We start from the raw sequence: 24502 nt of genomic DNA, 5'->3' as shown, positions 1-24502 counted from the left end.
CGTTGGCGTAATACTCGTTCATGTGGGAGGGAACATCAGTGATTAGAACGAGGCGTATTGCGCCCTTTGCTTGTGCTGTCATAGCGTTTGAATCTTCTGTGGTTTTTGCTCAAGACGCCGCTCCGACACCTGGTGCCGACGTGACAGCTTCCGACGCCACAGTGCTCCCACCTATAGTTGTGGTGTCCCCATCGCAGCCCCTCTCCAAGCCCGTCCGCAAGGTTGCACCCGCTCCATCCGTGGCCGATGTCGACGGAGCACCCATCGGCCCTCTGCCAGCCTCGAGCGGTTCGGGCAGAGGTGCCGTCGGTGTCTTCACACTCGGGCAGCTGGATGCCATCGGAGGCAGCACCATTACCAACGAGGCGATGTGGACCTTCAACAAAAACTCGCTCGATCAGGCCGTCAGCATTTTGCCCGGCGTTACGATGCAAAACACCGGGGGCAGCCGAAACGAGCGCGATATATCCGTGCGAGGCTTCGACCGGCTTCGCGTTCCATTATCCATCGATGGTGTGCGCATTTATCTGCCAGCCGACAATCGCCTCGACTTCAACCGCTTTCTCACGTCTGACCTTGCCGAAGTACAAGTGCAGAAAGGCTACGTGTCGGTCTTGAACGGTCCCGGCGGCATGGGCGGTGCGATCAATCTCGTCTCTCGGAAGCCGACGAAAGCCATGGAAACAGAAGCCCGCTTGGGGGCGGTGTTGAACGGCAACTCCGGTTCGCTCAATGCATGGAACAGCTACGGCTACGCCGGCACACGCCAGGACGAATACTACGCGCAAATTTCTGGGACGATTCTCGATCAGGACCACTGGAATTTGTCAGACAGATTCACGCCCATCAACCTCGCCAACGAGAATGGCGGGGACCGCGAACACTCGGATATCCGTGACTGGCGCATCAACGTCAAGGCCGGCTATACGCCGAACGCGACCGATGAGTACAGCCTCAGTTATACGTCGCAGTCCGGTGAGAAGAGTGCGCCCCTTCATGTTATTGGGCAGGAAGTGCAAGGCCCGCGTTATTGGACGTGGCCCTATTGGGACATTCAAAGCACGTCGTGGCTGTCCAAAACGCAAGTCGGTTCGGCCTCGTACGTCAAGACGAACGCCTACTACAACACCTTCAAAAACCTTCTTTCGACCTACGATGACGCGAGCTATTCATCACGAACGATGGGGCGGGCTTTCGACAGCTATTACGATGACTATGCCATCGGGGGATTTCTCGAAGCTGGCACAAACCTCATTCCAATGAACACACTCAAAGGTGCTGTTCATTTCCGCCGCGATAATCACGCTGAAGCCCAGCTCGGCCGTCCGGATCTCCCGGGCAGCGTTCGTGAGCCGTGGCATCATAACATCGAAGACACTTGGTCGTTCGCCGTCGAGAACACATTTCACGCGACCCGCCGTCTCGATATCGTTACCGGCATCAGCTACGACAAAAACGTCGTGCATAAAGCTGAGGATTTCGACAACGGCGTCATCATCCAAAACGATACTCCGAACAACGATGCCTGGAATGGCCAAGCGGCGGCCATCTATAGCTTCAGCGATACCGGCAAGGTGCACGCGTCTGTCTCTGACCGGACAAGGTTTCCAACAGTCTTCGAGCGGTTCAGCACGCGTTTTGGGTTCGCGGTTCCAAATCCGGACCTCGCCCCAGAGCGGACGATCAACTATGAAATCGGCTGGGCCGACATTTTTATCGACAAGCTCAAGCTGTCTTCGGCCATTTTCTATTCGGATCTGAAGAACTCGATTCAGCCCGTTTTCGTCGCCAGGAATGCAATCCAGAACCAAAACATAAAGGGTGAGAACTACGGTGTGGAATTCTCGTTCGATTGGGATATCCAGCCGGGTCTCAGGATCGGCGGCAACTACACATATCTCGAACGCGAGTTGGATTATATGTCGGCAGGTCCGCGTCCAGAAGGCACACCGCGTCACCAAGCATTTCTGTATTTGGCTTGGCAGGCGACGGACAAGCTAACGCTAACCCCTAGTCTCGAACTCGCCAGCGATCGCAACAGCCTGGTGACCAACTCGACGAGCACGCTCTTGGCATCAAACCCGATGCCAAACTACGTCAAAATTGGGTCGTACGCGTTGCTCAACCTGCAGGCCGAGTATGCCTTCAATGAGAATTTCACCGCGGCAATCGGCGCTACAAACCTACTCGATCAAGATTATCAACTGGCCGAAGGATTTCCGGAACCCGGTCGACAGTTTTTCGCCAACGTGAAAGCCAAGTTCTAGGGTGCTATCACGCGCGAAACCGCGCTCTTCAAGCCGGACCTCCAGACCGGCTTGAAGAGACCTTTCCCTTCCGTGATTCGACGTTGTATCCTGTATGCTATCTCGATGTTCCCGCACGGGGCGGGAACCCGTGATCGGCGCGGTACCCAGCTTTCTGATCGGCGGGTCAACGCCATCATGTGGGGAGGCTATCTCGTGCCGAAATCACTGCGACCTGCACGCTCTGGTGAAGTCTCAAAACCTGAGCTTTTCATTCGCCTTAAATTCTCAGAAGGCAGCTTTTTAGGGCCCGGCAAGGTGGAGCTCCTTGAGGGTATCGAGAAATACGGCTCGATTGTCGCCGCGGGCAAAGCCATGGGCATGTCCTACAAGCGCGCCTGGTATCTCGCCGATGAAATCAACGAGATGTTTGAGCAGCCCGTCGTCGTCAAAAAGCATGGCGGTAAAGCAGGTGGCGGCGCGGAACTGACAGATCATGGCAGGGAAATCGTTGCGCATTACAGGTCCGTGCAAAAGCTCTCAGCGGAAGCTGCGGCGACCCATATTCGCAAAATTCGCAAGGCTCTCCGAAAGGATGGGACAGCTTAAATTTGGGCCCGTTTCCGAGATCAGTCTGCAATCCGTTCGGACAGCGACATATAAAGTTACATGAAACGAGACAGCAAGCTTTCGGGCGTCCTCCACGTTCTTCTTCACATGCTCGGCTCTGATGAGCCGGCGACCTCCGAACAGCTGGCTAGGATGATGGGCACAAATCCTGTCGTCGTGCGCCGCATCATGGCCGGCCTCAGAGACCAAGGATTTGTGACGTCAGCGAAAGGCCATGGCGGGGGATGGACCGTCGCCTGCGATCCAACAAAGGTCACGCTTGCCGACATTTATAGAGCCGTGGGAGAGCCGACGCTCGTCGCGATGGGTCATCGCTCCGAAGTGCCGGCCTGTCTCGTCGAGCAGTCCGTTAATCGTGCTCTCGATAGCGCCTTCCGCGAGGTGCAAGCGGTGTTTTTAGCTCACTTGGAAGCCGTCACGCTCGCAGCTCTCTCCAAAGACTTTAACCGCAGGCTTGTTCAGCGAGGACAGACCTTGAAAGAACAGCGCCACGATTCTTGATATTTTCTAGTTGGGTTGCCCCCTGCGCTTACGGATAGCTGCGGCAGTTCCCCCTCATCTGGATGATTTTCTGAAGCTTCCTATTTTGCCTCTGCACGTGCGCAGACGTGGCGAGGTCCGCCATCCCACCGCCGCGCTCCCTATGCTGCCCTGAACCTCAAATTTATTGGTTCCATTTTGGATGCAGTTTGGTCTTTATTTTCATAATTGTCACTTCATAGGCTGCGATGTAGCTTGCCGTCATGACGAATTCACAGCCGCTCTAGCCACATCGCTCACCAGGAGAAAACCTCATGTCCAAACAGAAGCTCGAAGTGCTCACGCCGCTGAACTCGCAACTGATTTTTATCGACCAGCAGCCGCAGATGGCCTTCGGCGTTCAGAGCATCGACCGCCAAACGCTCAAAAACAATGTCGTTGCGCTCGCCAAATCGGCAAAGGTCTTCAACGTCCCGACAATCATCACGACGGTTGAGACGGAATCTTTCTCCGGCCACACCTACCCGGAGCTCCTGAGCGTCTTTCCAGAACACCCCATTCTGGAACGCACTTCGATGAATTCCTGGGATGACCAGAAGGTGCGCGATGCACTCGCCAAGAACGGTCGCAACAAGGTGATTGTTTCCGGTCTCTGGACCGAAGTCTGCAACACGACGTTCGCGCTCTCAGCGATGCATGATGCGGACTATGAGATCTACATGGTCGCTGATGCGTCCGGGGGCACCTCGCTCGATGCTCACAACTACGCCATGCAGCGAATGGTGCAGGCCGGTGTGGTTCCTGTCACCTGGCAGCAGGTCCTGCTCGAGTGGCAGCGTGATTGGGCGCACCGCGACACCTATGATGCCGTTACCGGCGTTGTGAAAGAACATTCCGGTGCTTACGGCATGGGCATCGATTACGCTTACACGATGGTGCACAAGGCTGAAGAGCGCGCGAAACATGGGCCAACACTTGCCCCCGTTCCGGCCACCTAAGCCGCGACTTTCGAAGAGCTTTTAGCCGGCGTCGCTACGGCGCCGGCCCTTCCAAAAGGATACGCGCCGTGAATATTCGCCGCCGCACTTTCGTTCGTGGCCTCGCCTCCGTGGGCGCTCTTGCCACCGTGACACCGCGAACCTCGTGGAGCCAGCCAATGACAGACGCACCCGACCTCATCTTGCGTGATGGGCGCATCACGACACTTGATCGCAACATCCCCGAAGCGCAGGCCATCGCCATCAAGGATGGGCTCGTCCAGATGGCTGGCACAACCGACGAGGTCATGCGCACAGCGGGCGTCAAGACGAAGGTGGTCAATCTCGGTGGCCGGCGCGTTATTCCGGGCTTGAACGACAGCCATACTCATCTGATCCGCGGCGGGCTCAACTTCAACATGGAATTACGCTGGGAAGGTGTTCCGTCAGTGGCCGATGCGCTGCGGCTTCTGAAGCAACAGGCCGCACGGACACCGGCACCGCAATGGGTTCGTGTGGTCGGCGGCTGGTCTGAGTTTCAATTTTCAGAACGGCGTCTGCCAACTCTGGATGAGATCAATGCGGCCGCGCCCGATACCCCGGTCTTTATTCTCCACCTTTACGGTCAGGCGCTTCTCAACAAAGCGGCGATCAACGTTCTCGGAATCAACAAGAACACCCCCAATCCTCCCGGTGGACTTATCGAGAAGGACTCGCAGGGAATCCCGACGGGCCTGCTCATCGCCAAGCCCTCAGCACTGATCCTTTATTCGACGCTGGCGCGTGGCCCCAAGCTCCCCATCGAAGATCAGATCAATTCCACCCGCCACTACATGCGCGAAATGAACCGGCTCGGCATCACGTCCGTGATTGATGCTGGCGGTGGCGGTCAGAACTATCCCGAGGACTACGATGTCATTCAACGCTTGCATGATGACGATCAGCTGACGGTACGCATCGCCTATAATCTCTTCGCGCAAAAAGCCGGTGACGAACTCAATGACTATGAACGCTGGCTTACGCTCACGAAGCCCGGCGCCGGTGATGCGATGTTGCGCATGAACGGTGCAGGTGAAAACCTCGCTTGGTCGGCCGCAGACTTTGAAAACTTCCTCGAACCGCGCCCTGACCTTGTCCCCACGATGGAAAGCGAGATCGAGCCTATTGTCGAGCTGCTTGCCACCAACAGATGGCCGTTCCGAATCCACGCCACATATGACGAGTCGATCGATCGTTTTCTTTCGGTCTTCGAACGCGTCAACGGCCGAGCCCCCTTTGAAACACGCTTTATCATTGACCACGCAGAGACCATCAGTGATCGCAATATCGATCGCATCAAAGCGTTGGGGGGCGGCATTGCGATCCAGCATCGCATGGCATTTCAGGGCGAGTATTTCGTCAACCGTTATGGCGCAGAAGCCGCGCGGAACACGCCGCCGATCTCCAAGATGCTGGCGGCTGGATTGCCGGTTGGTGCAGGTACCGATGCGACGCGTGTTGCCTCCTACGATCCGTGGGTCGCACTTTATTGGCTAACAACCGGAAAGACGCTTGGAGGCCTTCCGCTCTACGGAGAGGACAATGTTCTCGATCGTGAAACCGCCTTGCGACTGTGGACGAAGGGTTCGGCGTGGTTCTCGGGCGAGGCCGACGTCAAAGGAACGCTCGCACAGGGGCAATACGCGGACCTCGCAGTCCTCTCCGCCGACTACATGAGCGTTCCGCCTGAGGAGATCCGTCGGATCAATTCCGTGCTCACGATCGTCGGTGGCAAGGTTGTTTACGGAGAAGGCAACTACGCGGACCTGTCGCCTCCCGTACCACCGGCATCACCGTCGTGGAGCCCGGTCGGCGCGATACCAAGTCCTGCCCAACGTGCAGATGCTGGCGAGGGGACACACTTCGCTCATTCCTGCCACGACGGATGCCGTCATAGCTGCGGTGTCCACGGCCACGATCACGGCATTGCCTGGAACACGCCGATCCCGGTCGGGGACAAGAAGGCCTTTTGGGGAGCGTTGGGCTGCTCCTGCTTCGCGGTCTAGGTCGACGGTGGAACCCTCACATTCGGAGCCAACGCAATGGATGCCAAGAAAACAACTGAATCCGCGAAGGCTCCGTCGGCGTGGGCCCCGCTCGCACGACCGGCCTTTGCCGTCCTGTGGACCGCCACCATCGTGTCCAACATCGGCACCTGGATGCATGACGTGGGTGCGGGATGGTTGATGACGGACTTGTCACCGTCTCCGCTCGTAGTGGCGGCCGTGCAGGCCGCCACGACTTTGCCGGTGTTTCTCTTTGCCCTTCCGGCGGGCGCGCTTGCTGACATCGTTGACCGGCGCAAACTGCTGCTCATCGTCAACGCGATCTTAGGAGTTGTTGCCGGAATTCTCGCCTTCCTTGTGAGCTTCGGGATGGTGACCCCGACACTGCTTCTTCTCATTACGTTCATCATGGGTACGGGCGCCGCTTTCATGGCCCCGGCGTGGCAGGCCGTCGTGCCGCAGCTCGTGCCACGGCAAGAGTTGACGGCGGCAATTGCACTTAATTCCATGGGGATCAACGTCAGCCGCGCAATCGGTCCGGCGTTGGCAGGCTTTCTTATTGTGGCGTATGGCCTTGCGACACCCTTCTTTATCAATGCGCTGAGTGTCGTCGGCATCATTGCTGCGCTTTTATGGTGGCGGCAGCCGCGCATCGCTGAAAGTCAGTTGCCCCCTGAGCAAGTCGGCTCCGCGATTGTTGCCGGCCTGCGCTATGCACTCAACAGCCGGCCCGTGGCGTGGACGCTTATTCGGGCTCTGGGTTTCTTCATCTTCGCCAGTGCTTTTTGGGCGCTCATTCCTCTTATCGTACGCAACGTTTTAAAGGGCGGCCCCACTCTGTATGGCATTCTTCTCGGGTGCCTTGGCGCGGGCGCAGTCGCCGGAGCGGTCGCTCTACCAAAACTGAAAGCACGGTTCGGGCCAGACATCACGGTCGCGGCGGGATCTATCGGTACCGCTACCGTCCTCGCGATCCTCTCGTTCACCGACAATCCTATTCTTGCGGCGATCGCCTGTGGGCTCGCCGGGGTTTCGTGGATTGCCGTTCTCTCAAGTTTACAGGTCTCAGCGCAGACCGCTTTGCCCAACTGGGTGCGCGCACGCGGGCTTTCGATTTTTCTCACCGTCTTCTTTGGTGCGATGTCCGGAGGCAGTCTGATCTGGGGTAAGGTTGCAACGCTTGTCGGCATTCCCACGACCCTCCTCGTCGCGGCTGCAGGCGCGTTGCTCATGATCCCACTGACATGGCGGGCAAAACTCAACCAAGGTGAGACGCTCGACCTCACGCCATCGATGCATTGGCCTCAACCGCTCGTTTCCGACGAGGCCACACACGATCGCGGACCGGTCATGATCCAGGTGACCTACGAAATCGCGGAAAAAGATCGCGCCAACTTCATCACCCTCATGAACGAACTCTCGGCCGCACGGCGACGGGGTGGGGGATATGGCTGGACGCTCATGCAAGATGCCGCCGACCCGTCCCGGTTCGTCGAAACCTGGTGCGAGGTTTCGTGGCTCTACCATCTGCGTCACCACGAGCGCGTGACCGGCGCAGACCACGCCGTACAAGACCGCATCCTCGCACTGCATCGTGGCTCAGACCCGCCCGTCGTCACGCATTTGATCCGGGCTTAAGGAAACAACAGTGCAGCGGAAATGTCTCCCGCTGCACTATTGGGATTTGGCACATTCTGGGTACATCGCGCGTACCCCTCACATCAAAGTTTAGGCATCTTTACTGTTCGATTGAACCTTTTCTGGGGCTCACGAGTTGCTGCTGCTGCCGGGGCTCATTAAAGGAGAATTCTTGATGAGATTAACCTCCATCGCAGCCGGTATCGCGATCGCTGGTTCATTATGCGTCGGCATACCCGCTGCTCAAGCCGCAACGTTATCGCAAACACAAATACAATCAACGCAGCAAACCATGTTCGGCCCATCGCTCCTCGAAAAAGCGCAATGGGGAGGAAGCTGGCGTCGCCACTGCCGCCGGTGGCGGCGTGAATGCCGCTGGCGTTGGGGTGGCGGCTGGCGCTTTCGCCGCTGCATGGTGCGCCACGGCTGCTAAGCGGTTCGGCTAACGATGCCTGACATTGGCACGGCTGCTTCAGGCCGTGCCATCCGCGCGTGATGCGCATCTTCCACATTGCAGTCTACGGCTCGCGCAAGAGGCTAGCCAATTGTGTGTTCTGCCGACTTCCACCCAAGTGGTCAGAGCCGTAAGAATGAGCGGCTGTCGACTTACTGACAAGAATGATGGGAAACGCCTCGTTCAGACGAGGGCTTAAACGCAAAACTCGATGCCAAACGGTGAGCGATCTCGGCGGTTCGTGTTTGCGCCTCGGCAACTGAAGCGCGATGCCGGTCATCCTTGAATTCCTGGTACTCGATCGTGACGGTCTCGATCGCTTTGGACGATACGCCGAGATAATGGGCGCAGGCGGCCAGAGCCGGATCGAGCGCGTTCTTGTCAGCGCGAACACCGCCGGGAACAAAGCCAAACTCCCCGCGGGCGGACAGCACAACGAGATGTTTTCCGCTCAGGATGGGCTCAATCGGGAAGTCTCCGCGATTGAGATCAAAGGAAAAGGTCTTGCCGATCCTGGCAACCTGATCGAACCACGCTTTCAAGGATGCCGGCATCCCGTAATTATACATTGGCACACCCATCACGATAATATCGGCCGCGACGACCTCATCGATCAGTTCATCCGATATGGCGAGGTGATCGCCCATCCAGGCTTCACGCTCCTGCGGAAGCGTAAACGCGGCATGGATGAAGCGATAATCAATGAAAGGCGGCGGCGTTTGACCGACATCGCGTGAGACCACTTGCGTATGGGGAGCGACGTTGACAAACGTGCGCTCGAAAAGGGCGGTCAGCTTTCGGGTCAGCGATCGATCCTGGAGTTGCGCGCTCGCGTCGATCTTCAGCAACGTGCTCATGGGCTAGCCTCATCGGTTGGAGACGTATCTTTCTTCGTCTGATCAACGGAATAGTGTTGGCGGCCGCTATTGGCGAAGGGCGATCTCTCATGCATATGATGAATAAGATTCATGAAGAGCGGAGTAAAACGTAATGCGTCGACTGCCGCCGCTACACGCCTTGCGGGCCTTCGAGGCAGCTGCGCGGCATCAGCATTTCGGCCGAGCAGCAGAGGAACTGCACCTCGATCCGACAGCCATCAGCCATCAGGTCCGGAAGCTGGAAGATCTGCTCGGGGTTTCTCTGTTTCACAGGCGCCCCCGTCCTCTGCGGCTTACCGAAGCGGGTGCCAAACTGTTCCCGGTCCTGCGGGACGCGATGGACCGGATGGCAGCGGCAAGCGAAGAGGTCAGACAGGACACACGTCGGCCCTTGGTCATTTCGATGACGATGGCCTTCGCGGCCGAGTGGTTCACGCCTCGCCTGGCTCGGTTGAAATCGGAAACCGAGCTCGACATCACCGTTCATGCCGACAATCGCCCGGTCGATCTCCGTGCCGGAGACGTCGATCTGGCGATCCGGTCTCGGGAACAACGCGGTCTGGACGAGGCGTGGTTCCACCTGTTCGACGATCGCCTGATCGCGGTGGGAACGAAGAGCTTTCTCTCCCAGCACGGGCATCCAAACCGGCCAGAGGATTTGCTGCGGGTTCCGCTTATTCATTATCGCTGGACGTTGGATCACCGCCAATCGCTCGGATGGAAGAGGTGGTTTGCCGAAGCAGGATGCGCGCCAGGCGATCTTTCGTCGGCAGGCGATTTCAGCGAAGAAAGCGTTGCCATTCAGGCCGCCGTCTCTGGTCTTGGCGTGGCGCTGCTGTCGGAGTGTCTGGTCGCAGACCATATCGGACAGGGCGACTTGGTCCGGGTCAGTGAACACAGTCTTGCGATGCCCGCCTTCTGGGCCGTCAGGTTGAAAGACCACAGGCGCGCCAGCGAACTCGATCTGATGATTTCGCGAATGAAAGCGAGCCTTGGGTCTGACTGACCTTTAAACCTTGCTCTACCAGAACAGACGAAACGTCGAACTACGTCTACGCTATTGCTCTCTCGAGTAATCCATGAACTCGGTTGCTAAGCCGCAGCATTCCCTCGGGTTTTGATGAAGCGTTCCAGCTTACCCAGCGTTTGCAAGCCCAGTTCGACTGCGCCGAATCCCTTCGCCTGTCGAAACTCGGCCTCTGTGCTGAACACCATGCCGAGCGTCACCTTCGTCGCTCCATTCTGATCCTCGAACGAGGCCCAAGCGTCGGCGTGTTTCGGCCCGTTCTCGCCCCATAGCAGTGTATAGCCGATCCGCTCTTCAGGACGAACCTCGGTATAGAGATGGTGGTTCGGGAACACCGTGCCGTCAGGGGCGATCATATCGAACACCCATTCGCCGTCCGTTCTCAGGTCGATCCTCTTGGTGCGACAGGAAAACCCGTCCGGCCCCCACCATTGCGGCAGCGCCTCAGGATTCATCCAAGTGTTCCAGACAGTGGTTCGCGGTGCCTGGATCACGCGCTGCAGTACCATGGTTCGCTTGGCCGCTCGGGCGAGATTGTCCAGCCCCGCGTCAAGGCCCTGTCGGTAGCCCACCTCCATACCGTCAGCCAGCGAGGAAAGCTGCACCGTCACGACCAGTCGGCTGCGTTCGTCCGTGCCGGAGAAATCAGCCGTCACCAGCGCTGTCGATTGCGTCACTCCTTCAGACGAGACTACTTCGTAATTCACGCTGCGCAGCGCTGGCTGCCACTCAAGCCAGCCACACTCACAGCGGATATTCGGCTGGCCCTCGACCTTGCAGAGCGAGACTTCGCGCCCACCCACTCCGCTGTCGGCCTCCAAAAATTCCACAATGACCGAGGGCGTTGGAGCAGACCAGACCGCGCGCGCGGCTGGGGCCGTCCATGTCTGCCACAGCACCGACAATGGCGCGGCCACGTCCCGCTCGAAGGTCAGAGTTGCAAAGCGGCCCTTCGCAGGATCGCGCGCCGCGGCGAGCATCCCATCCGGATTGAAGTTCGATGTCATTCCCTGCGCTCCTTCATCGCTTTCATCGCAAACGCCTCCAGCCGGTCAAGGCGGTCTTCCCATATGGCTCTCTGTTCATCGAGCCATGTCTGAATCGGTTCCATGGCCTCGGGTACGATGGCGCAGGTGCGTACCCGCCCATCCTTGGAGGTGGCGATCAGCCCTGCCTCCTCAAGTACCGAAATGTGCCGCATCACCGTGGGCAGGCGCAGGCCGGTGGGCTCCGACAGGTCCGTGACCCGCGCAGGCCCTTCCGCAAGCCGTGTCAGGATCGATCTACGGGTCGGATCGGCCAGAGCGTGGAAGAGCAGCGAAAGTTCCGGATAATGCTTAGTCATATGGCTAACTATCATCCGCGCGGCTGTTCGCGCAAGAGAAACTTCGTCAACTTGCTAAGTGTTATTGAACTGGCGCACCCCACCCTTGAAGCAGTGGGCGCCTTCCGCGACGAGCGGAGGCGGTCTGCAGCATGTGATCGGTAATTGTAGTCGAGCGCTGTCCCCGCCTAATTGCGGGCGCGAGAACCACGTCTCGCGACACAATAGTGTCCCAGGTGCCAATTTTATGAGGCAAAGAGAAGAGCCGTCAGTTTGCGTCGGCGTCTTATGGCGGGCTTAGAGGGACTGGATTTGAACGCGCTGGCTGATGAGCTAAAGGCTTGGAACAGTCTGCTTGAACGCTGCATTTCTGTCAGCTAGGGGATCAAAAGACTAGGTCTATTGCCCCCAAATTCGCTCCAAAAGCTTTGCTAAGCCTGCGACGACCCCGCCGCCGACTATGTTCCAGAAAATCTGCCGTGAGGGACTCCCGCGTCGTTTGGCATCGTCCTCCAGCGCTTTGTGAACAGTACTAAGTTTTTTGCTGACTTGCTCGACACCCTCTTGAAGATGAGAATTGCGAGTTGCTTGCCTAAAGAGCTTATTCGCCTCATTTCTGAGTTCTTCATAAATTTCTGTTCTATAAAGTTCTTGAGGGGTAAGATTAGGTGGCGCAGCTGTATTAAAGTAAATCTCAACAAACTCACGCGGGTAATACGGATTGTTTTCGCGCGAATGTCTGTCTGCATACACATGCGCTAGCCCTATTGTAATTAACAACTTTACTTCCCCACTCGCGTCAGCATTTGGGTCGAGCTTTGACTTTTCAACTTGCGCCAGAAGCAGTTGCTCAAAAATTGTCAGCATTTTGAACTTGGTTGAAAATTTTTGCGAAGCTATAAAGAAGCCACAACCTAGTCAGACCTTCAGGATATTTCCGGGTCTAATTTATTAGTAGCTCTCTGTCCTATTGCATCATCAGCATCGGTGGCAGGAGCCTTATTATTGACCGTACCGAATACTTCTGCACGTATAGCTGCAACGTCTTCCATTGCATGCCTGACACCTATCACCGCCGCTGCACGGACGGCATCAATTTGTTCTTTGGTCGGTTCAGGCCAGTCAGAAACTATTTTTGATTCTTGCTTAGTCATATTGCTCAGTGTAGTGATGTTTTTTACTGAACGCAACATTTCTTGAGCAGTTTGAACCTGTACGGCTCTGCCAGTGGGTGAAACCACGATTTTGCCGTAGCCACCTTCGGCAGCAGCGCCTCTCAAAGGATGTCTTGGACCGTGAAGTTGCTTACCTACCATGCCTGCCTCCTCAGTCAGCGCCAGCCAAAGCCCTTAACAAATATATAGGTAGCATCGGTCGTCCACGCCAACAACGAAGGACTTGACTTCGCTTGTCGGGGTTCCTCAGCTCCGCAACTTTTATTACCGGGAGAAAGAACCGGGACGTCAGAAGGCAGAGTTAAGGCGTACCGCCAGATGTGTGCTGTATGACAGCACCATCTGGTCTCGGCGGTCTTTCGCCCGCCTCGGGAAGGGGGCCATGCTGGCCCCCGTTCCATCCCCCCGGCCCGGTGGCGCGAGGTACAAGGCAGGCTCCAACAAGTCAGAGCCATCACGCACTAGGTAACTCAACCCGGATGCGTCAGCACTTCGATAATCCGGCATTCGGCGATCCTGCCGCGCGAGCATGACCGGATCATGCCCTCGACCTCGTGCTTTAACGCCGTCAGGCGCTCAATGCGGCTGTCGATCACTTTCAGGTGGCCGCGCGCCAGCGCATCCACTCGGGCGCAGGAGCGCTGCGGCTTGTCAGCCAGCGCCAGCATTTCGCGGATTGTTTCGATCTCGAAGCCGAGTTCACGAGCATGACGGATGAAGCAAAGCCTGTCCACGCTTTGCTCGTCATAAATACGCCTGTTGCTCTCCGTTCGTGTCGGCTCCGGTAGCAGCCCGATCTCCTCGTAATAGCGGATGGTTGGCACCTTCACGCCCGCGCGTGATGAGAGCGCGCCTATCGAAATATCCTTCTTCATTTTGTTCTTGCTCCTCTAGTCACTAGAGAATGTAGGCTGGATAGCAGGAAAGGAAAGTGACGTCTGTGAGCGATAACTGCCAGACATCGGTGTGTTGCGGGAATGCGCGGTTTGACGGCTTGGACAAGCGCTACATGCGTGTGCTCTGGATTGTCATCGCGATCAATGCTCTGATGTTCGCTGTCGAAATGCTCGCCGGGCAACTGGCTGGATCGCACGCCTTGCAGGCCGATGCCCTCGATTTTTTGGGCGATACGCTTACCTACGGCATCAGTCTTGCCGTTATCGGCAAGAGCCTGTCTATCCGTTCAACGGCAGCCCTATTCAAGGGCTTGAGTCTCTCGCTGATGGGGCTTTGGGTTCTGGGATCGACAGTTTATCAGGTCCTGATTCTTTGCCTGCCGAATGCTGAAGTGATGGGCGTGATCGGATTTCTTGCCCTTGCTGCCAACCTTGCCAGCGCTCTTTTGCTGCTGCCCTACAAAGATGGCGATGCTAATGTCCGTTCTGTCTGGCTGTGTTCACGCAACGATGCCATCGGCAATGTCATGGTCATGCTGGCTGCTGTCGCCGTCTGGGCTTCAAGCTCCGCGTGGCCCGATCTCATTGTAGCAGCCATGATGGCAAGCATCTTCCTGTCATCCGCGTTTCATATCTTGCGCCAGGCTTGGCAAGAGCGCGGAGAATCTATCTCCACAAAAGAGGTGTAAGTTTCTGGGCGTCCCCCGTCTCTTCAATCCGGGGTCAGGCTCTCGTGAACCGAGCCTGCCCATGGAACGGCAATGACAGGCACGGGCAGTCTCGGCCCTTCGGGCTTCGATCCTTGACGCGGGAAGTGAAGTGAAGAGCTAAGGGGCGCTGCCCCTCGCGCGGGCAAGGCATCCAGACGTATCCCCACCTTTGGTGTGGCCCCGCGTCCGGAGCCTCCTTGCCCTTGCTACCCCCGCTCTCGCCGAGGGGCAGGGGTTCATGCGAACCCCTTTTCTTATTGCTAGTGATGCTAGTGCTAGCCCTAGTTTTTGCCTTTCGCCCATATGCCTTCTTCCCGCATGCCAGCCGGGCAGCGTGCATAGTGTTTTCATAATCGCGAACAGTGCTGTCCTAGTGCAGGACACGCTGGACTCTGCGGGGAAGGATGCGCGCGGCCCATGACATTCGATGCTAGAGCATATCTCCATCATCTTGATGGTATGGACCTCAGCGAAGCTGAGAAGATCGCGTTCATCCGCACGCTCTGGCTGATCGCGCAATGCTTCGTCGATGACGCGTACAGCGCACGTACGGATGTGGATGTTTCCTCACTCAAATCGGGCTTTGATGCCGCCAATGTGATAGACTTTCCCATCACCCCAAAAAACAGCAGCACGGTTGCAAACGATAACCAGAAGGAGCCTCGCCCGCGAAGGAAGAAAGCATGAGCGCCAACGACAACAAACACTCGCAAACTACGCGCGCCGTTATCTACGCCCGCGTTTCCAGCGCCAAGCAGGTGGAGGAGGGGCACGGCCTTGAATCCCAAGCCATGCGCTGCCGGGAATATGCGGAGCGCAAGGGCTATGAGGTTGTCGAGACTTTCTTTGACAAAGCGATCTCAGGCTCCCTGTCCGAACGCCCCGGCGTCATGGCGATGCTATCCTTCCTGAAGCACCACAGCGGCAGCGGCGAGATTGCCGTCATTATCGATGATATCAGCCGCCTTGCGCGCGATACCCGCGTCCACACCGATCTGCGCCTTGCCATCAGCTTGGCGGGCGGCAAGCTGGAAAGCCCCTCGATCACCTTCGGCGATGATTCCGATTCGATCTTTGTCGAGAACGTGCTGGCGAGCGCCAGCCAGCATCAGCGCCAGAAGAACGGCGAGCAAACCAAGAACCGCATGCGCGCCCGCGCCATGAACGGCTATTGGGTGTTTCACGCCCCTACAGGATATGAATACAAGCGGGTTGCCGGGCACGGCCTCTTGCTTGTGCGCAACGAGCCGCTCGCTTCCATCGTACAAGAAGCACTTGAGGGCTTTGCATCGGGCCGCTTCCAGACACAAGGCGAGGTCAAGCGCTTCCTCGAATCCCAGCCGGAATACCCCTGCAAGACGAAGCAGGGCACTGTCCGTTACGAAGAGGTGCTGCGCCTCCTCAGCCGCCCGCATTATGCCGGATATATCGAAGTGCCGCATTGGGGCGTCTCGCTTCGCAAGGGCCATCATGAGGGCCTGATCGACCTTCAGACGTTTGAGCGCATCCAGCAGCGCATCAAGGGCGGCGCGCGCGTCTTCACAAACAATGATATCGGCGAGGATTTCCCGCTGCGCGGCTATGCCGTGTGCGCCGAATGCGGCGGGCCGCTCACCGCTGGCTGGTCGAAGAGCAAGACCGGGAAGAAGCACCCTTATTATTTCTGCTTCACCAAGGGCTGCGCCTGCCGGGGCAAATCCATCAAGCGTGATCTGATCGAGGGGCAGTTCGGCGAAGTTCTGCAAAGCCTGCGCCCGGCAGCACAAACCGCCAGCCTGTTCAAAGAGCTGTTCTTCAAAGCGTGGGATGAGCGCGGTAGCAGAGCCGAGGACATCGCCAAGGCGCTGCGGGACGATCTCCGCAAGACCGAAAAGCAAATTGAGCAGCTCTTGGACCGGATCGTGGAATCATCCACCGCATCCGTCATCGCGGCCTATGAGCGGCGCATCGCGCAGCTGGAAAAGGACAAGCTGATTACAATCGAAAAGCTGCGCGGCAACGCCTTCCCGAAGCATGACTCTGGCGCACAGTTTGAACGCGCCTTCCGCTTCCTCGAAAACCCGCAAGAACTATGGGCTTCCGAAGCTTCCGAACACAAGAAACTGGTGCTGAAATTGACCTTCGCGGACCGCCTTGCCTACTGCCGGAAATCTGGATTTAGAACCCCGCAAACCACCTTGCCCTTCAAGGCGTTAGCAGGCGTTCAGGCAGGCAAATGCAAAATGGCGGAGGGAGAGGGATTCGAACCCTCGAGACGGTTGCCCGCCTACACGCGTTCCAGGCGTGCGCCTTCAACCACTCGGCCACCCCTCCGGACTGATCTCGCAAGAGAAGGCGCGCACTATAGCGAGATCGTGAGCGAGCGCAATACACTGATTGCCTCAATGATTTCAACGGAATTTAGAGGTTCGTCGAATCGGAATGCCCAGAGGCGACAGGGCGCAGGATGGCGAACTCTTGTGTTGAAGATAGCATTCGCCATTGTTGACCTTGCGCGCGCCGCATCTCCCCGCTAGCCAAGAGGGGACAAAACTGTCGGCAGGTGCCCGCCCAATGATGCTCATACGCCAGCTTGCTCACCTCATCTCGCGGATTTTGATGATCCCGGTGCATGTGGCGACCTACCTCGTGCGGCTCGTGGTGCGTTTCGCAACGCTACTTGTACGCCTGATCGGAAACATTGGGCGCACCGCGCTGCGATTCCTCGCCTATGTTCTGCTGCTCGTCGCCGCTATCGCCTTCGTCGCGGACGCGACTCCTGCGCTGAGCGGCATCAGCGCGTTCCGCGGAACACCATTTTCGGAGCACATTGCCGAGCTTGCACCACAATCGCTGATCGCGGCCCAGAAGGCCGTGTCGGAAGCCACCTATCCGTGGGTCTGGACCTACGGTGTAAACCTGCTTATCGGGCTTCCAACATTCCTGCTTTTCGGGCTCGCGGGAACATGGGCCGCTTATGCAGGCCGTCGACGCAAACAGATCGACGTTTACGCCAACTGAGCTTTCTCTTCTTGGAGCTTATCTGCCTGTCGAGGGTGGTGGCACGGTCGCGGGGCCAGACCAGATGCTGCCGAGCAAGGCTGCATGGCCGATATGGCTGTCATCCCGCTCAGACGCGATACCCAGGCCAACCAACAGTACCAAGCTGCCGACCATGATCGTCATCATGAGGTTATGGCGGGCATTGAGCGCTTTGATTTCTTCGGGCTCAATCGGCGCGACTTCGCGTCCCACAGCCATCAAACCAAGGAATTTCTTCATGGCCGACCGACGCACGTCGCCGCCGTCGATAATTTCCGCATCGGCTCGCGCGGCGATCTTCTCGCCGATCTCGGTGAACGGCAAGCAGGGGTCCACATTGGCTTCGTTGACATACCCGAGACGATAATAACTGCCGTCCTTCAATCGAATGCGTGCGCCCTTCATCATAACGGGGGCCAAAGTACCACCGTAGACTTCGCGTCTGATTTCGATCGCGGCGATATCTTCATAGGGGATGTCACGGAGTTCATAGCTGAACGGCGACATGAGCCCCCGCCCCTGGGGCAAGCTCAGTCGGACCGTCTTCTCGCCGAACACCACGCGCGAACGGATCGAGAAGATCAGCTCTACGAAAATTAAATACATGATTGCCGTGAACGCGACGGCAAGTATGGCGAGACCGACAGTGCCTGCCCAATGCCCTTGGGACACACGCCAGAACAGCATAGGTCCGAGACTGACGAAGAAGGGTAAAAGGAGAAGGAAGATCAACGAGAAGGAGATCGTGCGCCCAGCGCCTGCCTGGAACCTCTCTCGCCCCTCGGTCAGAGCCCCTGTGGGTTTTGGGCGTGACGCCTTGGCAGTCTCTTTCTGGGGCGCATTTTCCGCGCCGGATGTCGCCTCAACCATCACATCCCTCCTACACCGTTACCTCAAACGCCCCCTGACGACGCTGGTATGCCCCATATTTTCGGGGCATTTGCCCCGAGTTCGCGAAGTCGTGTTGTCCTACAGACTATTCTCACGCACGTTGACCTTCGCACGGTGGCCGGGCGGACTATATCATTGGAAAAGGCAATCTGAAGGTGATTTGCGATCATGTTTTCGTTCTCAAAGAAGATTGAAATGCCGCAGCCGTCGAAGGCTTTACCGGGTCGTCCCGCCCCAATCCCAACAGCCGAAACCCACTACGTGCTCGGCACGAAGCTGCAAGAGCCCTATCCTACCGACACCGAGAAGGCCTTGTTCGGCATGGGGTGCTTTTGGGGCGCAGAACGGAAATTCTGGGAACTGGGCGAAGGGATTTACGCTACGGCCGTTGGTTATGCGGGCGGATTTACGCCGAATCCGACCTACCACGAGGTCTGTACGGGCCTGACCGGGCATAACGAGGTGGTGCTCGTTGTCTATCGGCCCGAGATCATTTCCTATGAACGTCTGCTGCAGACATTCTGGGAGAGCCACGATCCAACGCAGGGGATGCAACAAGGCAACGACGTTGGCACGCAATATCGCTCCGGCATCTACGCATTCACGCCAGCGCAGCGAGACGCGGCGGACTCCTCGAAGAAAATGTACGAAGCCGCGCTAAAGGCGAAGGGATATGGGCCGATTACAACCGAGATAAAGGACGCGCCTGCGTTCTACTTCGCCGAAGCTGACCACCAGCAATACTTAGCAAAAGTTCCGCACGGATACTGCGGACTGGGTGGCACGGGCGTCAGCTGTCCGATCGGCACAGGGGTGTCGCAGGGCGCATGAACCTGCGCTTCGCGCGGGCAAAAAACGACGGTCAACGCGTGGGGGATACGGCCGCAGCCCGTGACACCGGTTTCCGTGCGGGCGCCAGAACATGTTCGATCTGGTTTTTCGGGCTACCGGCCGATGCCGCCGCGAGAACATCCTCGCAAGCGTTCGGCAGATCCGTCAGCGTGACCTCGGGCTTGGGCTTCGACGGCTTCTTGGCCTCAGTCTTCGGCTTTGGCTTTTTCGGCTGTTCCAGCCACGCCTTTGTGTCGCGATACCATTTTTCGGCATGCGCACAGCTCGTGTGGGTTGGTGGCCCTTGTCCCGTACATCCGTCTGAATTTTCCGGGCATTTGATGCGAATGTGCATATGATAATGATGCCCAGGCCAGCCTTGAATCTTTTGCAGCCAGGGCTTGTCTCCGCCTTCCGCCCGGCAGAGGGCGAGTTTTATGGCAGGGTTCACACCAATCCGCTCAACCTCGGGATAGGAAGCAGCGCGTTGGATAAGTTTCACGTGCTTGGTTGTGAATACCTTGGGATCAACGGACAAGGTATCGGCCAACATTGATACGGCTGACGTCGTTTCGCGCTCCGCCCAGCTCAGTCGCCGATCCGGCATCGGTGTCAGCCAGATATCGGCATCAAGCCCAATCTGATGGCTCGCGTGACCCGACAGCATCGGTCCGCCGCGCGGCTGTGTTAGATCGCCCACAAGGAGGCCAGGCCAGTCGTCCTCCCGCTTGGCGTCCGTCGCCAACCTTTCAATGAGCTTGATGAGATTTGGATGGCCCCAATTGCGGTTGCGTGACAGACGCATCGCCTGCCACGCCGGCCCGTCAATCGGCAAGGCCTGACCGCCCGCTAAGCAACCGCGTGAGTAAAACCCAATGGCACGTGGCTTGAGGTCAGCGGGGCGATCCTTGGAACCAAACAGCTGTTTTGCCGGTGTCGGCTTCGGCACGGCTGGTTTAGGGGCCGGAGGCACAATCACGTCTGCAACGGCCGTCTGAGCGATGGCGGCAGGCGTAAATGCAGCCGTACCTGCTGCACAGGAAACGACGATCGCACCGGCTGCAACGAGCCGTGTCAATAGAAAAGCTCGCATTTCTCAGCCCCCGTAGGCCAATTTTGAACGAGGTTAGCAAATGCTAGTCTCTGGTGCGACGAAATTGAGGCAAGCCTTTTCTGTGGTCTCGTTCAGACACGTTTCACGTTGGGATTTGGCTGATCTTTGGGTGGTTCATGTCGGCGCGCAAGTGGCTTCCAGGGTAGTCTCAGGCTCCACCATAGCCGCGTCGGATCCTCGGTTTGATACTGCGAGACACCAATGGTCATTCCTTCATGGCCGCCTTTCGGCTGTGGCACGTAAGTTCCGAACAACCGATCCCAGATCGACAAGTTGAAGCCGTAGTTGGAATCGTGTTCGCGATTCAGCACAGAGTGGTGGACTCGGTGCATGTCCGGTGTCACCAAAAACAGACGGAGAAACCCGTCAACCGAAGCGGGCAAACGTAGATTCGCATGGTTGAACATGGCGCATCCGTTGAGAATGACCTCGAATAGGATGACAGCCAGAGGCGCCGCGCCCAACGCCAGGACGCAAACGATTTTCCAAAGCATCGACAGGCCGATCTCGATGGGGTGAAATCGCAACGCCGTCGTGACATCTATGTCTCGGTCCGCGTGGTGCATGCGATGCAGGCGCCAGAACACGGGGATTTTGTGCGACATCAAGTGCTGGAACCAGATGGCCAGATCAAGCACCAGAAGGGCAATCACGATCTCAAGCCATCCCGGCAACGCAACCATGTTCAGGATGCCCCAGCCATGACTGGCCGCGAATATCGCCGCGGCAACCGCAACAAGCGGAACGGCCAAGGCTCCCATCGCGCGTACGACGAGGCTACCGAGAGCAACGATCGAGATATTGGTCAGCCAGCGCCGAGCCTTCGAGGCCACCAGCTTCCGGCGCGGCGCCCATAGCTCGCAAGCTGCCAGCACGACAAGGATCGAAATGAATGCCGAAAGGCGAAATATTGGTTCAGAAATGCCGGGAAAAACGTCCACTGGCTTTGCCTCGCTCGAATGAGTGTTGAGACTACACTGGCGCACCCCATTGCGCACATTCCCTCAAGAAGCTTTGTGAAAAGCCTTTCGGGGATGGTGCGCGTGTCACTTCGGCCAACAGGCAATACCATGATCAATCTACTGACCTGTGCCCCGGAAAAATCGAGCAAGTCTCGTTCCGCACTGCCGCATCTATTACTGGCACACGGAGCGGGGCAAGGCATGGCAAGCCCGTTCTTCGAAACGCTCACTGGCCTGCTTGTGTCGCGCGGGATCGGCGTTACCCGCTTCGAGTTTGCTTATATGGCGGCGCGCCAGCAGGATGGCAAACGACGACCGCCGCCCCGGATGCCGGTACTTCTGGATGAATACCGCGTCGCCGTAGCCACGTTGCGCGAGATCCTTGGTTCCAAGCCACACATCGTTATTGGCGGCAAGTCGATGGGTGGACGCGCCGCCAGCATGATCGCAGATGATCTTTTCACTAAGGGCGCCATCGCCGGCCTAGTGTGTCTGGGCTATCCTTTTCACCCGCCGAAGAAGCCCGACACGCTGCGCACCGCTCACCTCGTACACTTACAAACGCCCGGACTCATTGTGCAGGGCGAGCGCGATCCATTCGGGACGCGTGAGGACGTCTCAAGCTATTCCCTATCGCCGGCGATCCAGATCGCGTGGATGGGCGACGGCGATCATGACCTCTCGCCCCGAGTCAAATCCGGGTTCACGCGAACAGGCAATCTGGAGACCGCCGCCGAAGCCATACATTCGTTCCTAGCGTGCCTCAGCAAGTGAACCACGACCGGCCGGTTCACCTGTGTGCGACCAGACTAAACGTCACAGCGGCTGGTGGCGCGCAAGGGCTCCGCGTTCGATCGCGGACGTCGTTAGCTTGTCGAGATGCAGATGCTGACGGAGCAATTGCAGGAAGCGACGCTCCTCAATTACGACGTCGTCGGTTACAGCAACCTCACATGCAAGCGCATACGCCGTTTCGCGAAGATGCTCGGGGAGCGCCGAAGCGATTGTTTCGAGTGTTGCGATCAACCCATCCGGGCCTGACATTAACTTGCCGCAGGCCTGAGCGTGCTCAATCAGGCTCGTCTCGTCGAAATCGCGGAAAACTGGCAACTCCTTGACGATCCAGCCGATGCGTCTCAATTCGGGGTCCGACATAAGATTATCCACCGCCGAGGTGGTAATCATGGTGTAGATCAATGCGGCTTGGGGCGAAATTTTTTGGCTCATGGTTATCCCTCTTGTTCCCCGACGGGCTCTATGTAGCTGACCGGCTCGTTATCGCAAAGAATGTCTAAAGTTGCATGAGCTAATGCTAGATGCGTTGACGAATACGATCGCTGGCAACTAGGGTCATTCCGCTTTTCGTTGAATGACGGAATGACCCTAGTTGTTTGTTTTTATCGTGCTTCTCATCGGAAAACCGGTTTCCACTTTTCCGGAAGCACTCTAGGTTGCCGCTGACTTCGTGTTCTTTCCGGTTCCGGCGAACGTTTCGGTGGCTTAATACCCTACGTATCAGACGTCTTGCGCGACAGCCCAGCGCGCCTCTTCACCCGGACCAAAACCTACCAGAGCGAACTATGAGCATCGACATTGACCCGGATCTGCTGGCAGCCGCCAGTACCGCTAAGGCGTGGCCATTTGAAGAAGCGCGCCGCCTGATCAAACGGCTTGAGCGGAATAAGGACGGGCAAGAAAAAACGGTCATCTTCGAGACCGGCTATGGTCCCTCGGGCCTGCCGCACATCGGCACGTTCGGTGAGGTTGCACGCACGTCCATGGTGCGGCATGCTTTCAACGTGCTGACAGAGGGGCGCCGCAAGACCCGCCTGATTTGCTTTTCGGACGACATGGACGGTTTGCGGAAGGTCCCCAGCAACGTGCCGAACCAGGAGATGCTGAAAGAGTATCTGGATAAGCCGTTGTCGCGTGTGCCCGATCCATTTTCGAGTGAGCATCCAAGCTTTGCCGCGCACAATAACGCGCGGCTCAGAGCCTTTCTCGACAGCTTCGGCTTTGACTACGAATTCTACTCTGCGACCGAATGCTACACGAGCGGCATGATGGATGCGACACTGCTGCGCATGCTCGCCGCCTATGACGACGTGATGAGCATCATCCTGCCAACACTCGGGGCAGAACGTCGGGCAACGTACTCACCATTTCTGCCTGTGTGTCCTCGTACCGGAAAAGTCCTGCAGGTGCCGATGATCGCGCGCAACGTCGAAGCGGGCACAGTCACATACGTCGATCCCGAGACTGGGGAGAATGTTGAAACCAAGGTCACCGGCGGCGCGGTCAAGTGTCAGTGGAAGGCAGATTGGGCGATGCGATGGGTCGCGCTTGGCGTCGACTACGAAATGGCAGGGAAGGACCTCATCGACTCGGTCACGTTATCGTCCAAGATCGCACGCGCACTCGGTGGCACGCCGCCAGAGGGCTTCAACTACGAGCTGTTCCTGGACGAGAAGGGAGAGAAGATCTCCAAGTCCAAGGGGAATGGCCTGACGATTGATGAATGGCTTACTTACGCATCGCCAGCGAGTCTGGCGTTGTTCATGTTCCAGAAGCCGAAGACCGCAAAGCGGCTCTACTTCGATATCATTCCGAAGACAGTGGATGAGTATCTGCAGTTTCTCGCGTCCTACGAAGGACAGGACGCGAAGCAGAAACTTGAAAACCCGGTCTGGCACCTGCACGACGGGCATCCGCCAGCAGCAGAACTACCGATCAGCTTCGCGCTGTTGCTCAATCTTGTGTCCGCTTCCAATGCCGAGGATAAACAGGTGCTCTGGGGATTTATCCGGCGGCGCGCCCCCGGGGCGACGGCTGAAAACCATCCTCTACTCGACGAGCTCGCGGACTATGCGCTCACCTACTATCGAGATTTTGTTGCGCCGACCAAGCAGTTCCGAGCGGCCAACGAGCAGGAACGGCAAGCGCTCAGTGCTCTCGATGCTGCGTTGGCAGCTGCCCCTGCCGATGCCAGCGGGGCCGATTTGCAAAATCTCGTTTACGAGGCGGGCAAATCAAACGGCTACACGAAGGAAACGCTGCGCGAGTGGTTCAAGGCGATCTATGAAGTGCTGCTGGGCTCATCACAGGGACCGCGCTTCGGTTCGTTTGTCGAACTCTACGGGATCGACAACACCCGTACTCTGATCGCGAAAGGCCTCAACGGCGAACTGATCAAATAAGATTTC

The 24502-nt window shown here is 57.6% G+C and carries 23 protein-coding genes, 1 tRNA gene and 1 pseudogene; 14 read left to right on the top strand and 11 right to left on the bottom strand.

The window, feature by feature from the left end; genetic code table 11:
• Window positions 1-38: 38 nt before the first annotated feature.
• The 6 genes from YBN1229_RS08380 (at window position 39) to YBN1229_RS08355 (ending at window position 8016) form a co-directional block, all read left to right on the top strand.
• On the top strand, window positions 39-2267 hold the full coding sequence (locus tag YBN1229_RS08380; RefSeq protein ID WP_160298693.1) for a TonB-dependent receptor plug domain-containing protein: 2229 nt from the start codon (window positions 39-41) through the stop codon (window positions 2265-2267).
• Between the two features lie 72 nt (window positions 2268-2339).
• Window positions 2340-2855 carry a winged helix-turn-helix domain-containing protein gene (locus YBN1229_RS08375; RefSeq protein WP_244466795.1) on the top strand — a complete coding sequence of 172 codons (516 nt, stop codon included), beginning with the start codon at window positions 2340-2342 and terminating at the stop codon, window positions 2853-2855.
• 60 nt (window positions 2856-2915) lie between these two features.
• On the top strand, window positions 2916-3377 hold the full coding sequence (locus tag YBN1229_RS08370) for an Rrf2 family transcriptional regulator (protein WP_046477967.1): 462 nt from the start codon (window positions 2916-2918) through the stop codon (window positions 3375-3377).
• Between the two features lie 293 nt (window positions 3378-3670).
• Window positions 3671-4354 (top strand): hydrolase, encoded by a 684-nt coding sequence (locus YBN1229_RS08365; RefSeq protein ID WP_046477966.1) that lies wholly within the window; start codon window positions 3671-3673, stop codon window positions 4352-4354.
• Between the two features lie 158 nt (window positions 4355-4512).
• On the top strand, window positions 4513-6378 hold the full coding sequence (locus tag YBN1229_RS08360; protein ID WP_046477965.1) for an amidohydrolase: 1866 nt from the start codon (window positions 4513-4515) through the stop codon (window positions 6376-6378).
• Between the two features lie 36 nt (window positions 6379-6414).
• The gene (locus YBN1229_RS08355; RefSeq protein ID WP_046477964.1) at window positions 6415-8016 is read left to right on the top strand and encodes an MFS transporter; all 1602 of its coding nucleotides are present in this window, start codon (window positions 6415-6417) and stop codon (window positions 8014-8016) included.
• Between the two features lie 606 nt (window positions 8017-8622).
• Here YBN1229_RS08355 and YBN1229_RS08345 read toward each other — a convergent pair.
• Window positions 8623-9327, bottom strand: a complete 705-nt coding sequence (locus tag YBN1229_RS08345; RefSeq protein ID WP_046477962.1) for an FMN-dependent NADH-azoreductase — start codon at window positions 9325-9327, stop codon at window positions 8623-8625.
• A 133-nt stretch (window positions 9328-9460) separates the two neighbouring features.
• Between YBN1229_RS08345 and YBN1229_RS08340 the strand changes: the two genes are divergently transcribed.
• Window positions 9461-10354: a LysR substrate-binding domain-containing protein gene (locus tag YBN1229_RS08340; protein WP_046477961.1), complete on the top strand. Its 894-nt coding sequence runs from the start codon at window positions 9461-9463 to the stop codon at window positions 10352-10354.
• Window positions 10355-10440: 86 nt separating this feature from the next.
• On the opposite strand, the gene YBN1229_RS08335 is transcribed toward YBN1229_RS08340, so the two are convergent.
• The 5 genes from YBN1229_RS08335 to YBN1229_RS08315 form a co-directional block, all read right to left on the bottom strand.
• Entirely contained in the window at window positions 10441-11382 is a 942-nt protein-coding gene (locus YBN1229_RS08335; RefSeq protein ID WP_046477960.1) for an SRPBCC family protein, read from the bottom strand.
• Window positions 11379-11720, bottom strand: a complete 342-nt coding sequence (locus YBN1229_RS08330; protein WP_170832390.1) for an ArsR/SmtB family transcription factor — start codon at window positions 11718-11720, stop codon at window positions 11379-11381. The genes YBN1229_RS08335 and YBN1229_RS08330 overlap by 4 nt, the downstream gene beginning before the upstream one ends.
• 378 nt (window positions 11721-12098) lie before the next feature.
• Window positions 12099-12566: a hypothetical protein gene (locus tag YBN1229_RS08325; protein WP_046477958.1), complete on the bottom strand. Its 468-nt coding sequence runs from the start codon at window positions 12564-12566 to the stop codon at window positions 12099-12101.
• A gap of 59 nt (window positions 12567-12625) precedes the next feature.
• Complete coding sequence (locus tag YBN1229_RS08320) at window positions 12626-13015, bottom strand: hypothetical protein (protein WP_046477957.1); 390 nt, start codon at window positions 13013-13015, stop codon at window positions 12626-12628.
• A 329-nt stretch (window positions 13016-13344) separates the two neighbouring features.
• Window positions 13345-13749, bottom strand: a complete 405-nt coding sequence (locus YBN1229_RS08315; protein ID WP_046477956.1) for a MerR family transcriptional regulator — start codon at window positions 13747-13749, stop codon at window positions 13345-13347.
• Window positions 13750-13883: 134 nt separating this feature from the next.
• On the opposite strand from YBN1229_RS08315, the gene YBN1229_RS08310 reads away from it, so the two are divergent.
• From YBN1229_RS08310 to YBN1229_RS19130, 3 genes and pseudogenes are all read left to right on the top strand, one after another.
• Window positions 13884-14459 (top strand): cation transporter, encoded by a 576-nt coding sequence (locus YBN1229_RS08310; protein ID WP_152025062.1) that lies wholly within the window; start codon window positions 13884-13886, stop codon window positions 14457-14459.
• 438 nt (window positions 14460-14897) lie between these two features.
• Window positions 14898-15167, top strand: a complete 270-nt coding sequence (locus tag YBN1229_RS08305; RefSeq protein WP_046477954.1) for a hypothetical protein — start codon at window positions 14898-14900, stop codon at window positions 15165-15167.
• Window positions 15164-16162 (top strand): annotated as a pseudogene (locus YBN1229_RS19130) (recombinase family protein); the annotation flags it as partial. The gene YBN1229_RS08305 and the pseudogene YBN1229_RS19130, both read left to right, overlap by 4 nt.
• A gap of 541 nt (window positions 16163-16703) precedes the next feature.
• On the opposite strand, the gene YBN1229_RS08290 reads toward YBN1229_RS19130, so the two are convergent.
• Window positions 16704-16793: transfer RNA gene (locus tag YBN1229_RS08290), tRNA-Ser, on the bottom strand.
• A 240-nt stretch (window positions 16794-17033) separates the two neighbouring features.
• On the opposite strand from YBN1229_RS08290, the gene YBN1229_RS08285 reads away from it, so the two are divergent.
• A complete protein-coding gene (locus tag YBN1229_RS08285) occupies window positions 17034-17480 on the top strand; it encodes a hypothetical protein (RefSeq protein ID WP_046477952.1) in 447 nt (148 codons plus the stop codon).
• 18 nt (window positions 17481-17498) lie between these two features.
• Here YBN1229_RS08285 and YBN1229_RS08280 read toward each other — a convergent pair whose 3' ends face one another.
• Window positions 17499-18371: a hypothetical protein gene (locus YBN1229_RS08280; RefSeq protein ID WP_046477951.1), complete on the bottom strand. Its 873-nt coding sequence runs from the start codon at window positions 18369-18371 to the stop codon at window positions 17499-17501.
• 189 nt (window positions 18372-18560) lie between these two features.
• On the opposite strand from YBN1229_RS08280, the gene msrA reads away from it, so the two are divergent.
• Window positions 18561-19223, top strand: coding sequence for a peptide-methionine (S)-S-oxide reductase MsrA (msrA, locus tag YBN1229_RS08275; RefSeq protein WP_046477950.1), 663 nt, complete (start codon window positions 18561-18563; stop codon window positions 19221-19223).
• Window positions 19224-19254: 31 nt separating this feature from the next.
• Here the strand turns inward: msrA and mepA are convergent, their stop codons facing one another.
• Together mepA and YBN1229_RS08265 are read right to left on the bottom strand one after the other, a co-directional pair.
• On the bottom strand, window positions 19255-20316 hold the full coding sequence (gene mepA / locus YBN1229_RS08270) for a penicillin-insensitive murein endopeptidase (protein ID WP_076605298.1): 1062 nt from the start codon (window positions 20314-20316) through the stop codon (window positions 19255-19257).
• 92 nt (window positions 20317-20408) lie between these two features.
• Window positions 20409-21278: a sterol desaturase family protein gene (locus YBN1229_RS08265; protein ID WP_046477949.1), complete on the bottom strand. Its 870-nt coding sequence runs from the start codon at window positions 21276-21278 to the stop codon at window positions 20409-20411.
• Window positions 21279-21371: 93 nt separating this feature from the next.
• On the opposite strand from YBN1229_RS08265, the gene YBN1229_RS08260 reads away from it, so the two are divergent.
• Entirely contained in the window at window positions 21372-22073 is a 702-nt protein-coding gene (locus YBN1229_RS08260; RefSeq protein WP_348519230.1) for an alpha/beta hydrolase family protein, read from the top strand.
• Window positions 22074-22115: 42 nt separating this feature from the next.
• Here the strand turns inward: YBN1229_RS08260 and YBN1229_RS08255 are convergent, their stop codons facing one another.
• Window positions 22116-22526, bottom strand: coding sequence for a tellurite resistance TerB family protein (locus YBN1229_RS08255; protein ID WP_046477948.1), 411 nt, complete (start codon window positions 22524-22526; stop codon window positions 22116-22118).
• A 353-nt stretch (window positions 22527-22879) separates the two neighbouring features.
• Between YBN1229_RS08255 and YBN1229_RS08250 the strand changes: the two genes are divergently transcribed.
• Complete coding sequence (locus tag YBN1229_RS08250) at window positions 22880-24496, top strand: lysine--tRNA ligase (RefSeq protein WP_046477947.1); 1617 nt, start codon at window positions 22880-22882, stop codon at window positions 24494-24496.
• The last annotated feature ends 6 nt before the right edge of the window (window positions 24497-24502 follow it).

The sequence above is a fragment of the Candidatus Filomicrobium marinum genome (assembly GCF_000981545.1).
GTDB lineage: Bacteria > Pseudomonadota > Alphaproteobacteria > Rhizobiales > Hyphomicrobiaceae > Filomicrobium > Filomicrobium insigne.
Note: the sequence above shows the minus strand (reverse complement) of the source record. Positions and strands in the feature narration are given on the sequence as shown.

Bases quoted from the DNA above. Each gene is read 5' to 3' on its own strand.
- YBN1229_RS08370 (WP_046477967.1), top strand. From the start codon at position 2,916: ATGAAACGAGACAGCAAGCTTTCGGGCGTCCTCCACGTTCTTCTTCAC.
- YBN1229_RS08365 (WP_046477966.1), top strand. From the start codon at position 3,671: ATGTCCAAACAGAAGCTCGAAGTGCTCACGCCGCTGAACTCGCAACTG.
- YBN1229_RS08360 (WP_046477965.1), top strand. From the start codon at position 4,513: ATGACAGACGCACCCGACCTCATCTTGCGTGATGGGCGCATCACGACA.
- YBN1229_RS08355 (WP_046477964.1), top strand. From the start codon at position 6,415: ATGGATGCCAAGAAAACAACTGAATCCGCGAAGGCTCCGTCGGCGTGG.
- YBN1229_RS08345 (WP_046477962.1), bottom strand. From the start codon at position 9,327: ATGAGCACGTTGCTGAAGATCGACGCGAGCGCGCAACTCCAGGATCGA.
- YBN1229_RS08340 (WP_046477961.1), top strand. From the start codon at position 9,461: ATGCGTCGACTGCCGCCGCTACACGCCTTGCGGGCCTTCGAGGCAGCT.
- YBN1229_RS08335 (WP_046477960.1), bottom strand. From the start codon at position 11,382: ATGACATCGAACTTCAATCCGGATGGGATGCTCGCCGCGGCGCGCGAT.
- YBN1229_RS08330 (WP_170832390.1), bottom strand. From the start codon at position 11,720: ATGACTAAGCATTATCCGGAACTTTCGCTGCTCTTCCACGCTCTGGCC.
- YBN1229_RS08325 (WP_046477958.1), bottom strand. From the start codon at position 12,566: ATGCTGACAATTTTTGAGCAACTGCTTCTGGCGCAAGTTGAAAAGTCA.
- YBN1229_RS08320 (WP_046477957.1), bottom strand. From the start codon at position 13,015: ATGGTAGGTAAGCAACTTCACGGTCCAAGACATCCTTTGAGAGGCGCT.
- YBN1229_RS08315 (WP_046477956.1), bottom strand. From the start codon at position 13,749: ATGAAGAAGGATATTTCGATAGGCGCGCTCTCATCACGCGCGGGCGTG.
- YBN1229_RS08310 (WP_152025062.1), top strand. From the start codon at position 13,884: ATGCGTGTGCTCTGGATTGTCATCGCGATCAATGCTCTGATGTTCGCT.
- YBN1229_RS08305 (WP_046477954.1), top strand. From the start codon at position 14,898: ATGACATTCGATGCTAGAGCATATCTCCATCATCTTGATGGTATGGAC.
- YBN1229_RS08285 (WP_046477952.1), top strand. From the start codon at position 17,034: ATGATGCTCATACGCCAGCTTGCTCACCTCATCTCGCGGATTTTGATG.
- YBN1229_RS08280 (WP_046477951.1), bottom strand. From the start codon at position 18,371: ATGGTTGAGGCGACATCCGGCGCGGAAAATGCGCCCCAGAAAGAGACT.
- msrA (WP_046477950.1), top strand. From the start codon at position 18,561: ATGTTTTCGTTCTCAAAGAAGATTGAAATGCCGCAGCCGTCGAAGGCT.
- mepA (WP_076605298.1), bottom strand. From the start codon at position 20,316: ATGCGAGCTTTTCTATTGACACGGCTCGTTGCAGCCGGTGCGATCGTC.
- YBN1229_RS08260 (WP_348519230.1), top strand. From the start codon at position 21,372: ATGGTGCGCGTGTCACTTCGGCCAACAGGCAATACCATGATCAATCTA.
- YBN1229_RS08255 (WP_046477948.1), bottom strand. From the start codon at position 22,526: ATGAGCCAAAAAATTTCGCCCCAAGCCGCATTGATCTACACCATGATT.
- YBN1229_RS08250 (WP_046477947.1), top strand. From the start codon at position 22,880: ATGAGCATCGACATTGACCCGGATCTGCTGGCAGCCGCCAGTACCGCT.